At 67.3% G+C, this 13,887-nt stretch carries 11 protein-coding genes; 3 read left to right on the forward strand and 8 right to left on the reverse strand.

The window, feature by feature from the left end; translation table 11 throughout:
• Positions 1 to 10: 10 nt before the first annotated feature.
• Complete coding sequence (locus AC1U2B_RS21585) at positions 11 to 364, reverse strand: XRE family transcriptional regulator (protein ID WP_260938869.1); 354 nt, start codon at positions 362 to 364, stop codon at positions 11 to 13.
• A 134-nt stretch (positions 365 to 498) separates the two neighbouring features.
• On the opposite strand from AC1U2B_RS21585, the gene AC1U2B_RS21590 reads away from it, so the two are divergent.
• Together AC1U2B_RS21590 and ileS are read left to right on the forward strand one after the other, a co-directional pair.
• Positions 499 to 1,143 carry a hypothetical protein gene (locus tag AC1U2B_RS21590; protein ID WP_480218384.1) on the forward strand — a complete coding sequence of 215 codons (645 nt, stop codon included), beginning with the start codon at positions 499 to 501 and terminating at the stop codon, positions 1,141 to 1,143.
• A 285-nt stretch (positions 1,144 to 1,428) separates the two neighbouring features.
• Positions 1,429 to 4,575: an isoleucine--tRNA ligase gene (gene ileS, locus AC1U2B_RS21595; protein ID WP_480218385.1), complete on the forward strand. Its 3,147-nt coding sequence runs from the start codon at positions 1,429 to 1,431 to the stop codon at positions 4,573 to 4,575.
• 38 nt (positions 4,576 to 4,613) lie between these two features.
• Here ileS and AC1U2B_RS21600 read toward each other — a convergent pair whose 3' ends face one another.
• The 5 genes from AC1U2B_RS21600 to AC1U2B_RS21620 form a co-directional block, all read right to left on the reverse strand.
• On the reverse strand, positions 4,614 to 5,774 hold the full coding sequence (locus tag AC1U2B_RS21600; protein WP_480218386.1) for a mannosyltransferase: 1,161 nt from the start codon (positions 5,772 to 5,774) through the stop codon (positions 4,614 to 4,616).
• Positions 5,767 to 6,981 (reverse strand): mannosyltransferase, encoded by a 1,215-nt coding sequence (locus tag AC1U2B_RS21605; RefSeq protein ID WP_480218387.1) that lies wholly within the window; start codon positions 6,979 to 6,981, stop codon positions 5,767 to 5,769. The genes AC1U2B_RS21600 and AC1U2B_RS21605 overlap by 8 nt, the downstream gene beginning before the upstream one ends.
• On the reverse strand, positions 6,978 to 8,288 hold the full coding sequence (locus AC1U2B_RS21610; RefSeq protein ID WP_480218388.1) for a mannosyltransferase: 1,311 nt from the start codon (positions 8,286 to 8,288) through the stop codon (positions 6,978 to 6,980). The genes AC1U2B_RS21605 and AC1U2B_RS21610 overlap by 4 nt, the downstream gene beginning before the upstream one ends.
• A gap of 83 nt (positions 8,289 to 8,371) precedes the next feature.
• Complete coding sequence (locus tag AC1U2B_RS21615) at positions 8,372 to 9,118, reverse strand: GAP family protein (protein ID WP_480218389.1); 747 nt, start codon at positions 9,116 to 9,118, stop codon at positions 8,372 to 8,374.
• 19 nt (positions 9,119 to 9,137) lie between these two features.
• Positions 9,138 to 9,347: an RNA-binding S4 domain-containing protein gene (locus AC1U2B_RS21620; protein WP_133763189.1), complete on the reverse strand. Its 210-nt coding sequence runs from the start codon at positions 9,345 to 9,347 to the stop codon at positions 9,138 to 9,140.
• A 60-nt stretch (positions 9,348 to 9,407) separates the two neighbouring features.
• Between AC1U2B_RS21620 and AC1U2B_RS21625 the strand changes: the two genes are divergently transcribed.
• The gene (locus AC1U2B_RS21625) at positions 9,408 to 10,745 is read left to right on the forward strand and encodes a DNA polymerase IV (RefSeq protein WP_480218597.1); all 1,338 of its coding nucleotides are present in this window, start codon (positions 9,408 to 9,410) and stop codon (positions 10,743 to 10,745) included.
• Between the two features lie 2 nt (positions 10,746 to 10,747).
• Here AC1U2B_RS21625 and AC1U2B_RS21630 read toward each other — a convergent pair whose 3' ends face one another.
• Positions 10,748 to 12,853: an acyltransferase family protein gene (locus AC1U2B_RS21630; RefSeq protein WP_480218390.1), complete on the reverse strand. Its 2,106-nt coding sequence runs from the start codon at positions 12,851 to 12,853 to the stop codon at positions 10,748 to 10,750.
• A 101-nt stretch (positions 12,854 to 12,954) separates the two neighbouring features.
• Entirely contained in the window at positions 12,955 to 13,878 is a 924-nt protein-coding gene (locus tag AC1U2B_RS21635) for an asparaginase (protein WP_480218391.1), read from the reverse strand.
• Between the last annotated feature and the right edge of the window lie 9 nt (positions 13,879 to 13,887).

Here is a 13,887-nt window from a genome sequence, read left to right on the forward strand (position 1 = left end):
ATTCTACTGGTCAGAGCGGCGGTGCATCAGCACGTCGCGTCATTTCCGACAACTTTGTGGCGCGTTTGGGGACCGCCGGCGCCGCCGTGGCAACCGCGAGGGGCGCCGATTGGATGTAGTTGACGACCTCGTCGTGACTCATCAAGCCGAACCGAACTTGCAGGTCGGGATAGCTCAACCGGAAGTGATCGGCCACCAGGCGGAGCTCTTCCGCGTTGGGATAGTCGGCCTCTTTGATCCGCCGGTAGTACGTACTGCTCGACGTTCCGAGCGCACCGTAGATCTCCCTCGCTTCGACGTCGCCGTCGAAGATGTAGTCGAGCAGCGCCTTGAGCTGTCTGCCGTTCTGGTCTGTTCGGGGCACCCTGCCACGATAGACCCTTCCCCCCTTTGGTTGCTAGCAACTGTTTTTACGACACATAAGCCGTAATTGACATGGGCGTCACAGTTTCGGGAGCTATGTCCCAAATTTGGGAATCGTGTTGTAGTGTGCATCACATGACTGTTGCGTACGCCGGTGAGATCGATGCCGTTCTCCCTTCTGCTGCTGCGGCGACGGTGCACGTCGCCGACTACGAGTTCGGCGGCTTCGACACCGCCGGTACTGCGGTCGATATGCGGCGCCTCGAGGCCCCGCTGTCGCCGGTGATCACCGCCGAGCTCGAGGGCGCTGTCGAATACCTGGAAGTGGATGCCGAGGTGCTGCTGATCGCGGCGCTCGGCCGCGCAATCGAGCGGGTTGTCGGACCCGGCCGAGCCGCGGTCGACGTGGCTGTAGCGAAGGAACGCTCCGGCGGCGGACTGGCCGTTATCCGCCGGCTCGAGGTGGATGCCGTCTCGGCATCGGACGTGGATGCGACCGAGATGGTGCAGACGGTGCGCGGCGCCCTGGCGGCCGCCACCGCCGATCCGCAGGACGTTGCCGACGTGTTGTTCAGTTACGGCATGTCCGCGATCGATGGCGAGCATCCGGGTCCGGCGCACACACTCGAGGTGCGTGCGTTCCAGGCCGACGACGTACTGCACGTCGACTGGTGGTACGCCCGGCACCAGTTCGAGCCCTACACGGTGGAAGAACTCGCCGAGCAGTTCTCCTACGCCGTGATCGAGTTGGCCTCGGAGGCCATGCCGGTCTCCGAGTAATACGTGGTGACCCGCGCCCGTTAGACTCGCTGCATTCGCATCGATCCGGCCATCACCGGGGAGCATTCGGAAGAACGGCTGCGCCGGCCTTGGCTGCGGCAGCTCAGTAGAACCGAACGGGTAGGCCCGTCATCGCCTGCAGTTGAGCGGCGCACGTGTGCGACCTTCCGGGTCGGCTGTGCGCAAGCGGGGTGGTACCGCGGCGCTCGCGTCCAGACGCGAGATCGTCGTCCCCGTGCCTGGAACTGAGCACCTGTTGGTGCTGACGGCACTGGAGACCCTGACGTGAGCGCGTACCCCAAGACCGCCAGCGGCACACCGAACTTCCCCGACCTCGAAACCGACGTCCTGGAGTTCTGGGCCCGCGACGACACCTTCCGCGCCAGCATCGCGCGCCGCGACGGCGCCCCCGAATACGTCTTCTACGACGGCCCGCCATTCGCCAACGGCCTGCCGCACTACGGCCACCTGCTGACCGGCTACGTCAAGGACATCGTTCCCCGGTACCGCACCATGCGCGGCTACAAGGTCGAGCGACGGTTCGGCTGGGACACCCACGGCCTGCCCGCCGAGCTCGAGGTGCAGCGCCAGCTCGGCATCTCGGACAAGGCCCAGATCGAGGCCATGGGCATCGGCGCCTTCAACGACGCCTGCCGTGCGTCGGTCATGAAGTACTCGAACGAGTGGCAGTCCTACGTCACCCGCCAGGCGCGCTGGGTCGACTTCGACAACGACTACAAGACCCTGGACCTGACGTTCATGGAGTCCGTGATCTGGGCGTTCAAGCAGCTGTGGGACAAGGGCCTGGCCTACGAGGGCAACCGGGTGCTGCCGTACTGCTGGAACGACGAGACCCCGCTGTCCAACCACGAGCTGCGCATGGACGACGACGTCTACCAGAGCCGGCAGGACCCGGCGCTGACCGTGGGCTTCGTCGCGACCGACGGTCCGGTCGCCGGCGCCCGTCTGCTGGTCTGGACCACCACGCCGTGGACGCTGCCGTCCAACCAGGCCGTCGCGGTCAACCCCGAGGTCACCTACGTGCAGGTGGTGGGTCCCGACGAGCAGAACTACGTCCTGGCCGAGCCCCGGCTGGCCGCCTATGTGCGTGAATTCGGCGAGGAGCCGGTCGTCGTCGGCAGCTATCTCGGCGCCGAACTGCTGGGCACGCACTACCTGCCGCCGTTCGCGTTCTTCGTCGACAGCGACCGGGCGCAGAACGCATTCCAGGTGCTGCAGGGCGATTTCGTCACCACCGAGGACGGCACCGGCATCGTCCACATGGCCCCGGCCTACGGCGAGGACGACAAGGCCACCTGTGACGCCGCGGGCATCGTCGCGGTCACGCCGGTGGACTCCACGGGCCGCTTCGACTCGACTGTGCCCGACTACCAGGGACAGCAGGTTTTCGAGGCCAACTCGCAGATCATCAAGGATCTGAAGAACGGCACCGGCCCGGCGGCGGTCAACGCGCCGGCGCTGCTGCGGCACGAGACCTACGAGCACTCGTACCCGCACTGCTGGCGGTGCCGCAATCCGCTGATCTACCGCGCGGTGTCGTCGTGGTTCGTCAAGGTCACCGAGTTCCGCGACCGGATGGTCGAGCTCAACCAGCAGATCACCTGGTACCCCGAGCACGTGAAGGACGGCCAGTTCGGCAAGTGGCTGTCCAATGCGCGCGACTGGTCGATCTCGCGAAACCGCTACTGGGGCAGCCCGATTCCGGTGTGGAAGTCCGATGACCCGGCCTACCCGCGGATCGACGTCTACGGCAGCCTGGATGAGTTGGAGCGGGACTTCGGCGTCCGCCCGGACAATCTGCACCGGCCGTACATCGACGAGCTGACCCGGCCCAATCCCGACGACCCGACCGGGAAGTCGACGATGCGCCGCATCGAGGACGTGTTCGACGTCTGGTTCGACTCGGGCTCGATGCCCTACGCGCAGGTGCACTATCCGTTCGAGAATCAGGACTGGTTCGACGGCTCGGCGAGCGAAGAAGCCCATTTCCCGGGCGACTTCATCGTCGAGTACATCGGTCAGACGCGCGGCTGGTTCTACACCATGCACGTACTGGCCACCGCGCTGTTTGATCGTCCGGCATTCAAAACCTGTGTGGCACACGGCATCGTGCTGGGCAACGACGGCCAGAAGATGAGCAAGTCGCTGCGCAACTACCCGGACGTGTCCGAGGTGTTCGACCGCGACGGGTCCGACGCCATGCGCTGGTTCCTCATGGCCTCACCGATCCTGCGGGGCGGCAACCTGATCGTCACCGAGCAGGGCATCCGTGACGGCGTCCGGCAGGTGCTGCTGCCGGTGTGGAACGCGTACTCCTTCCTGGCGCTGTACGCGCCGAAGAAGGGCACCTGGCGCACGGATTCGACGCACGTGCTGGACCGCTACATCCTGGCCAAGCTCGCCGACCTGCGCGACACCCTGACCGCCTCGCTCGACGCCTGCGACATCTCGGGCGCCTGCGAGCAGTTGCGCCAATTCGCCGAGGCCCTCACCAATTGGTATGTGCGACGGTCGCGTTCGCGGTTCTGGGAAGAGGACACCGACGCCATCGACACCCTGCACACCGTGCTGGAGGTGACCTGCCGCCTGGCCGCGCCGCTGCTGCCGCTGGCGACCGAGATGATGTGGCAGGGACTGACCGACGAGCGTTCCGTCCACCTGACCGACTGGCCGGAGGCCGGCGTGGTCCCCGCCGACCCCGAGTTGGTCGCGGCCATGGACCGGGTGCGCGAGGTGTGCTCGGCGGGCTCGTCGCTGCGCAAGGCCAAGAAGCTCCGGGTGCGCCTGCCCTTGCCGAAACTGACTGTGGCGGTGGACAACCCGGAGGCGCTGCGGCCCTTCGTCGACCTCATCGCCGACGAGCTCAACGTGAAGGCCGTCGAGCTCACCGACGACATCGACGCCTACGGCAAGTTCGAGTTGACGGTCAACGCACGTGTTGCCGGCCCGCGCATCGGCAAGGACGTGCAGGCCGCGATCAAGGCGGTCAAGGCCGGGGCAGGCGTGGTCAACGCCGACGGCACGCTGACCGCGGGGCCCGCTGTCCTGCTGCCGGCGGAGTACAGCTCCAAACTCGTTGCCGCAGAACCGGAGTTCACCGCGGCGCTGCCGGACGGTGCCGGCCTGGTGGTGCTCGACGCCACCGTCACTCCCGAGCTGGAGGCCGAGGGCTGGGCCAAGGACCGCATCCGCGAACTGCAGGACCTGCGTAAGGCCACGGGGCTGGACGTGTCCGACCGGATCACCGTGACGTTCGCGGTGCCGGCCGACAAGCAGTCGTGGGCGACCACCCATGCCGGCCTGATCGCGGGCGAGATCCTGGCCACGGACTTCACCGTCGTGGCTGCTGAGGAACTGGCAGACGGCGCCGACGTCGGTGACGGCGTCCGGGCCGCCATCGCCAAGGCCTGACGACTTCCCGCGAGCGTGCCGTCGGCGCACGCTCGCGGTCAGGTCCGCAGCCGTCGGCCGGTGACGACCGTCCAGCCGAGAGTGGCCACCGCCAATCCGACGTACGCCACCGCGGCCCACGCCAGGTACCACGGGCGGCTGATCTGCCACAGGCTCGGTTCAGCCATGGCCAAGACACTGGGGACGCTGACAAGCGTCAGCGCGATCCAGCCCCAACCGAAGAACCGGGCGCCAGGTTCGTCCCGCCAGGGTCCGCGCAGCAGCCAGATGATCAGCGGCAGTATCCACACCCAGTGGTGCACCCAGGAAATGGGCGACACCAGAAGGCCGAACAGTTCGACGACCAACAGCGACCCCAACCGATCGCGGTCACCTGCGCTGTTCCCCAACGCCCACCACGCCAGCGCGGCGAGCACGGTGGTCCCGACGATCGCGGTGAGTACCAGGGCGCCTTCCCCCGCGTCATGGCCCACGATCCGCGATATGGCGCCTCGCCAGGATTGGTTGAACGCGATGCCGATCGGGTTGATGCTGGTATCGCCCATCACTTTCGTGAAGTAGTGCCACACCTGATCGCCGACCACCAGCCAGGACACCCCGACCGTGGCGAAGAAGACGATGGCCAAGCACGCCGCGGCGGCCCAGCGTCGCACGCCGACGAAGTACAGCCCGGTGATGGCCGGAGTCAGCTTCACCCCGGCAGCCAGGCCGACCAGCAGGCCCGACAGCCACCATCGCGTGCTGTAGGCCGCGTACAACACCGCCAGCGTCAGGAAGACGCCCACCTGTCCGAGGTCGAGAGCGACACGGGCCGGCTCGAGCCAGATCAGGCCCGCGGTCCACACCATGGCCTCGCGCGCACTGCCGCTGCCCACCATGCGTTGGGATATCCGCACGATCGCGTACACCGCGGCGAGGATCGCGACTTGCCACACCAGCCCAACGGCCGCGAATGGCAGGAAATGCAAGGGGTAGAACATGATTGCCGCAAAAGGTGGATAAACGAACGGCAGCGGCTGGGTGGGGGACTGGTCCGAGTACGCGAAGGCGTACAAGGTGTCGGGGCGGTCCAGCGCGGCGCCACCGAGGACATACACGTGGAAGTCGACCAAGTCGGGCTGGCTGGGAATCGTCACCGCAAGCAACGTCACCGCGCTCGCCAGCAGCAGCACAGGCGCCGGCAGCCTCCGGTCAGACAATGTGCGCAACGTGACCACGACGCCCCGTTCGGACTATCCAGGCCATGGTCGCCAGCGCGGCGACGATGTACACGGCCTCACCCCAGGCCAGGTACCAGGGCCGGCTGATCTGCCAGATATCGGGCTGGGCAAGGGACAGCAGGCTGGGCACGCTGAGCACCATCAGTGCCACCCAACCCCAACCCAGGATGCGGGCACCCGGCTTGTCGTGCCAGGGACCGTAGATCAGCCAGATCATCAGCGGCAGCGCCCAGACCCAGTGATGGACCCACGACACCGGTTCCGCGAGCAACCCGAACAGCTGGACCACCAGTAGTGACCCGAGCCGGTCCCGCTCGCCACCGAGGGCTCGGAAGGCGAGCACCGCGAGCACGGCCGTGCCGACGATCGCGCCGATGACCAACGGAGACATCCCGGCGTCGTGCCCGAGGATCCGCGACAGCCCGCCGTGCCAGGACTGGTTCCATGCCGAGCCTGCCGGCAGCGTCTTGCCGGCCGCGATCATCTGGCCCGGGAAGTAGCGGCGAGTCTCCTCGGGCGCCACCAGATACGCCAGCCCGACCGTCGCGAAGAACACCACGGCGGAGAACACCGCGGTGCCCCACCGCCGCACTCCGACGAAGTACATGCCCGTGATCGCCGGTGTCAGTTTGATGCCGGCACCGACACCGATCAGCAGCCCCGACAGCCACCACCGCGGGCTGTAGGCGGCGTAGAGGACGGCCAACATCAGGAAGATGCCGATCTGGCCCGATTGAATGCTGCTGCCGGGCGCCTCCATCCAGATCGCGCCGGCGGTCCACAGCATCGCGGTGCGCCGACCGCCGCCACCGACGAATTTCTGACTCAGCCGCACGCTCGCGTAGATGGCGGCGATCAAGGCGACCTGCCAGCCGAAGGCAACCACCCCGAACGGCAAAAAATGCAAGGGAGCGAACAACATTGCCGCGAAGGGCGGATAGGTGAACGGCAGGTGTTCGCCCTTGGTCGGGTCGACGTAGAAGAAGTCGTACAGGCTGCCGGAATGCGCCAACGCGGAGCCGCCGAGCACATACACCCGAAGATCGAAGAAGGCGTCACCCTTGACCAGGTAGTAGCCCATCGTCGAGGCGACCCGCAGGGTTGCGCTGACAGCGAGGATGACCGGCGCCAGCGTTTGCCAGCGGGACAGTTCGGGCCGCAATGTCGAGGCAGGCCCGGCGGTCACCGGCCGACTATATCGGCAGCGCAGCCAATACCGCCTGTGGAAATGCTGGTGCCCGCCACGTGCGCCGGCGGGGCGGGCTGCCGCCAGGCGGCCATGCCGGTTCTGACCATCCACCCGAGCGTGGCCAGCGTCAGCATCGGGTAGACGAGTCCGGCCCACGCCTCGTACCAAGGGCGCGCGATCTCCCATCGATTCACCTGCAGCTGCGCCAGCATGTTCGGCACGGCCGCGCAGGTGACCACGATCCACGCCCACCACAGCACCCTGGCGCCACGGTTGTTCCGCCACGGTCCGTGTCGCAACCAAACCAGCAGTGGCACAAGCCATACCCAGTGGGCAGTCCACGACACCGGAGAAGACAACAGCTCCAAGAGCATCACCACGAGCAGTGAGCCCAGCTTGTCACGGTCCGATCCGGCGTTGCCCAAAGCCCACCAGGCCAACGTGGCAAGCACGCCGGTGGTGGCGATCGCAGCCCACACCAGCGCACCCATCCCTGGGTCGTACCCCAAGATCCGGGCAATGCCACCGCGCCACGATTGGTTGTACACGTTCCCGATGGTGAACAGCTTGTCCCGGCCAATGAAGTCGGTGAAGAAGTAACGCACCCGGTCGCCGGCCACCAGATACGAAACCGCAAGCGTCGCAGTGAAAACAAGCGCAGCGAAGAGCGCGGTCGCCCAGCGCCGCAGTCCGAAGAAATACAGCCCGCTGACTGCCGGGGTCAGCTTGATTCCCGCGCCGAGCCCGACGAGCAGCCCAGACAGCCACCATCGGGAACTGTATGCGGCAGTCATCACGAGAACCATCAGGAAGACGCCGATCGTGGCGTGCTTGATGTTGCCGACGATGGGCTCCAGCCAGATCGACCCGGCCAACCACAGCATGGCGACGCGGCTGTCGATCACGCCGATCATCTTCTGGCACAGTCGAATTACCGCGAACAACGCCGCGATGATGCCCACTCGCCAGAGCGTGACGGCCAGTCCGAACGGCATCAAGTGGAGCGGATAGAACACCATGGCGGCGAACGGTGGATAGACGAACGGCATGGTTTCGTGGTGTGCGGGATCGAGGTACGCAGCCTGATAGAGCGCGTTCGGCTGGTCCAGTGCAGCGCCGCCGAGGACGTAGATGTGGAAATCAATGGGGTCGGTGGCCGAGTTGACGATGACGGACACCGTCACGCTGACGACCATCAAAGCGGGCGCGAGTGCCCGCCATCTGTCGGCTCTGCTCCGAGACTGCCCATGGCTTCGATCCGCCACCAACCCCGCCCCCAGAATTGTGACCACCCGGGCCGACACTCAGCGTAGGCACAGCCGCCGCTGGGGCGTCACAATTCTCAGGTCATTCAATGGTGGCTCACAGCAACACGATTGGCCTCTGGCTACGACAGCGTGCCCGAGACGAGGAGATACACACCCAACAGAGTCAGCGCCGTCGCCATCACCCAGATGCGCCTGGCCCGCAACCAATTCGGCACCAGCTCCAGGTACTGCTGCGTCTTGGCAGGCGCTATCAGGTAGCACAGCAGCGGGATCTCGGCGAATGCGAACGACACGATCGCGTACACGACCACCGCGGAGACCTGCGTTGACTTGCACTGCCCGGAAGCGAGGATCACGCCGAGTGCACCGACCAGTTCGACGTGGGGCCCCGGGCCGGCCCATAACCCGGCCAGAAACGCCATCCACAACGACTGGCTGCGCATCAGCTTGCGAGCCCAGGTCGTCAGCCGTGCCGTCAGGGACGACGACTCCGGTTCGGCCTCTTCCTGGACGTCAGCGCCCGAACCGGCACGTCCCGTCACCGCCGCGGGCACCGGGGTCTTCGTCCCGGCTCGAAACAGCAGCGCCACCGCGACCAGCAGCACCAGCCCGCCGATCGCCAGTTTGGCGTCCGCAGGATCGATGGAGTCCGTGGTCGAGTTCATGTCGGCGATGAGCCGCTTGGTGGTGCCGTGCAGCAGGTAGACGGCGCTCAGGCCGACGAGCAGGCTGGAGGCGATACCGCCGAGGCAGAATACGAACAACGCCGGGATCGGCCGATGTCGGATCACGATGAACACCGCCACTCCGAGGCGGACTGGATCCCACATCGCCATGACGGCGAACATCACTACGGCGGCCCACACGGGGCGGACCATACAGACGCTAGCTGGTGACTCTTGCCAGACTTCCGCCGTAGGAGACGACGTCGCCGGCCCGCAGCTGCCGGCCGCGCCGCGTCTCGACCTCGCCGTTAACCTCGACCAGGCCGTCGCTGATCACCGCCTTGGCATCGGCGCCGCTGTCGATCAGCGAGGCCAGCTTGAGAAACTGGCCCAGGCGGATCGACTCGTCGCGGATGGGCACGTCGTTCATGATCAGAAGGGTAGCCACCTAGCATTGGCCATTGTGGATCGCTGGGTCCTGCATCTGGACATGGACGCCTTTTTCGCGTCCGTCGAGCAGCTGACCCGACCTACCTTGCGGGACCGTCCGGTGTTGGTCGGCGGGCTCGGCGGTCGTGGCGTGGTGGCCGGCGCCAGTTATCAGGCCCGCAGGTTCGGCGCTCGCTCGGCGATGCCCATGCATCAGGCTCGGCGGCTGGTGGGGGCGTCGGCCGTCGTCCTGCCGCCGCGCGGCGCGGTGTATTCGGTGGCCAGCCGACGCGCGCTCGACGCGGTCCGCAGCGTGGTGCCCGTGCTGGAACAGCTGTCGTTCGACGAGGCGTTCGGCGAGCCGATCGAGCTGGTCGGTGCCGAGCCCGACGAGGTCCGGCAGTTCTGCGAGGACCTGCGCGCCACGGTGCGCGCCGCGACCGGGTTGGTGGCCTCGGTCGGTGCGGGGTCCGGCAAGCAGGTCGCCAAGATCGCGTCCGGACTGGCCAAGCCCGACGGGGTCCGGATCATCAGCGGTGCTGAGCAGGGTCCGCTCTTGGCGGCGTTGCCGGTGCGCAAGCTGTGGGGGATCGGGCCGGTCGCCGAGGAGAGGCTGCACCGGCTGGGCATCGAGACCGTCGGCGCGCTGGCGGCGCTCACCGACGCCGAGGCCGCCGACGTCCTCGGCGCCACCATCGGACCGGCACTGCACCGGCTGGCCCGCGGGATCGACGATCGCCCGGTGGCCGAGCGCGCCGAGGCCAAACAGATCAGCGCCGAGTCCACGTTCCAGGTTGACCTGACCACCCTGGCGCAGTTGCGCGAGAGCATCGGGCCCATCGCCGAGCACGCCCACCGGCGGCTGCAGCGCGACGGCCGTGGTGCGCGCACCGTGACGGTGAAGCTCAAGAAGTCCGACATGAGCACGCTGACCCGTTCGGCCACGCTGCCGTACGCGACCACCGACCCTGCGGCGCTGACGGCGACGGCCCGCCGGCTGCTGCTCGATCCGGTCGAGATCGGTCCGATTCGCCTTGTGGGCGTGGGCTTTTCGGGCCTGACCGATGCTCAGCAGGAGTCGTTGTTCCCGGAACTCGAGATGGCTGACGGCTCTGATCTCGCGACGCCGGCGGGGGAGGCCGGGCCGGTGAGTGCCCCGCCGGCCGAATCCCCGTGGCGCGTCGGCGATGACGTCCAGCATCCGGACCACGGCCACGGCTGGGTGCAGGGGGCCGGGCACGGAGTCATGACAGTGCGATTCGAAACGCGGGCTACCGGTCCCGGCGTGGCCCGCACCGTCGCGTCCGATGATCCGCAGATCACCCGCGCCGACCCGATCGACAGCCTCGACTGGCAGGACTATCTGGCGCAGTTGCCGACCGACGACGGCGCGGCCTGACGCTACCCCCGGTGGGGTTTGAGTCCGCGGGCCTGGTTCGGCGCTCCGCCACTGCGTGTGACCAATGTTGCCCGGCCTTGCGGATTGTCCGCAGTGGCGGGCTTGTCTCCCGGTGCGAGCAGGGACATCACATCTGAGCCGATGATCGGGGAGAGGGCTGCGCTCATGTTCACCGTGAGGTGGTGGCCATCGCGGTAGACCAACGTGTCCCCGATGATGCTGGGGCAGACGGTGTCGTTGCACAGGTAGTCGCTGTAGTCCAGATAGCTGAATGCGCCCCTGGTGGCCAGGTCGTGCTCGGCCTGACGGACCCGCGCGTCGAGTGCCTTGGCGCGCGGCAGCGCGCAGCGCTGCGCATTGTCGGGGAACAGGCCCAGGCAGAACTGGGGCGCGACACCGATCGACGGAGTATCGGCGAGCACCGCGACGCGCGATTGCGACGGAAGCTCGCTGACGGTGTCGGTCAGGGCCTTCTGCCAGTGCGCCGTCGGGTCGGCATCGTTCAGCATGTAGCTGGACCCCCACGCGCCGAGAAGGATCAGTGCCGGTTTGGCTGCGACGAGGCTGGCGAGCACGTTTTCGCGCCATTCGGCACACCGCGGGTAGCTGGCGATATGAATATGGGCCGACGGGCAGTGACTCTTGGTGCGATTGTCGAGGCGGATCAAGCCCTGATCGGCCAGTGCGGAAAGCGCCGGGTACCAGTGCGCCGCATGGGAATCGCCGAACAAGACGACAAGCGGTGCCTCCGGGTTGCTCCCCACCGTGCAGCCCGCTGGATCGGTGGCCCATTGGCCGCGGTGACAGCCATTCGCGTAGATGACGGGTTCACCGCCCGCGCTTTCGGAGAGCTGCGGTGTGAGGTTGCTCGGCACGTACGCAGTCCCGGCCGGCTTAAGGCTCAGCGTCAGGTGAGCCGCGGTGCGGTGCGCGTTCAGCAGTGGGTCCTGCACGACGGCGACCGCGAGGACGACCGCACACACGGCGGCCATCACGCCCGCGGTCGCGGCGAGCGTTCGGCGGGGGCGCGCGGCGTTCAGCCACCCCAGGCGCTGGCCCGGTTGCTCGACATACGTGTAGAGCAGCCACGCCAGCGGGACACAGGCCACGACGATCGCGACGCGCAGCCACATCGGTGATGCCTGCATGTAGCCGGTGGCGGCGACGGGCAAGACGAGTAGCGGCCAGTGCACGAGGTACAGCGAGTACGAAATGTCGCCGATCCAGGTCAGCGGGCGCAGACTCAGGAGGGCCGCTGGACCCCAGCGGACGGGGCCGGCGGCAATCAGCAGCGCGGTGCCGATCACCGGGACCGCGACGGCATCGCCCGGGTATTCGGTGGCCGTGGAGAACAGCACGCCGCTGCCGACGACCGCCGCCAGTCCGGCCCAGCCGGCCACGGCGCCGCTCCGGTCGCCGAAGACGCGGCCACGGCTGAGTAGCACGACCGCGACCAGGCCACCCACGCCGAATTCCCAAATCCGCGCGAACAGGATGAAGAACGCGTTCGGCTGCGAGAAGCCGGTCAACCACACGCACAGGACGAACGATGCCGCGACGATCGCGCAGATGGCCGCCACCCTGCGGCTGCGCAGCTTGAACAGCCCGAACAGGCCGACGAGCAGTACCGGCCACAGCAGGTAGAACTGTTCTTCCACGCCGAGTGACCAGTAGTGCATGAACAACGACGGCGTCTTGTCGGCCAGATAGTCGGTCGCGCGGTAGGCGAACACGACATTGGGGACATAGAACGTGGCGGCGATCGCGTCCTTGACGACGTAGCCGAACTGCAGCGGTGACACCCAGCAGGCTGCGGCGGCCACCGTCGCGACGATGACGGTCAAGGCGGCCGGCAGCAAGCGCCGGACTCGCCGGGCGTAGAACGCGCCGTACGCGATGCGGCCACGGTCCCGCAGTTCGCTGAACAGGTGGGTGCTGATCAGAAATCCGGAGATCACGAAGAAGACGTCGACGCCGACGTACCCGCCGCCGAATCCGGGAATCTCGGCGTGGAACAGCACTACCAGTGCCACTGCGATCGCGCGCATGCCCTGAATGTCGAGGCGCTTGTGTTGCTTGAGTTGGTTACCGACCGCCGGCAGTTCCAATGTTGTTCCCTCCGGAAGATCGGCGTGGCGAAATTATCATCGCTTCGTCAAATTGATGCGCGTTCGACAGCGCATGTGGCCCATCCAGTGGGACGGTTTCGCTAAACCCACTCAGCGAACAGGTCCGCGGCCGGTATGTCGGCCGCCAGGGCCGCCATCAACAGCACCCGCGCTTGAGCGGCCCGCAGCCCGCCCGCGGACACCGCCCCGGCGTCCAGCAATGCCCGGCCGGGGCCATAGCCCGACGTGACGCGCGTGCCGGGCACCCGCGTCGCAATCGCCACTGCAACGCCGGCCGCGCACAGCCGCTGCACGCCCGCGAGCACCTTGGACCCCGCATTGCCCGAGCCGAGGGATTCGAGCACGATGCCGCCTGCCCCGGCCGCCGCAAAGGCGTCCATGGCCAGCGCGTCACTGCCGGCATAGGCGGCGACGATGTCGACGCGCGGCGCCGACGCCGCCGACAGCGTGCCGATCAGCGGCCGCCGTTTGACCGTGTCGGGGACGAACGAGCCGTCCCTGATCGATCCGACCGCGGTGCCGACCAGACCGTGTCCGGCCTTCGTCATGCCCAGCGGTTGCCACACCCGGCCGGCCATGCTGACCAGCACCCCGAGGTCGCGAGCGGACGGACTGGCGGCCACGGTGATGGCGTCGCGCAGATTGGCCGGGCCATCGGCATCGGGTGCGTCGCTGCTGCGCATGGCGCCGGTCAGGACCACGGGAACCGCACCGCCGTACGTGATGTCGAGCCACAGCGCGGTTTCTTCCATGGTGTCGGTGCCGTGCGTGATGACGATTCCGTCGGCATCGGCGGACGAGCGCACGGCGGCCCCGATCCGGTCCCAATCGGTCGGGGTCAGCTCGGAACTGTCGACGGACATGAGGTCGACGGTGTCGACCTGGACGCCGGCGCCGAGATCATTGACCAGGTCGGTGGCGCTGCGCGTCGGCCGGGCTATTCCGTGTTGGTCGATGCTGGTGGCGATGGTGCCTCCGGTGGCGATCACGACGACGCGAGTCATGGGCGAAAT

Source organism: Mycolicibacterium sp. P4_G11 (assembly GCF_056555145.1).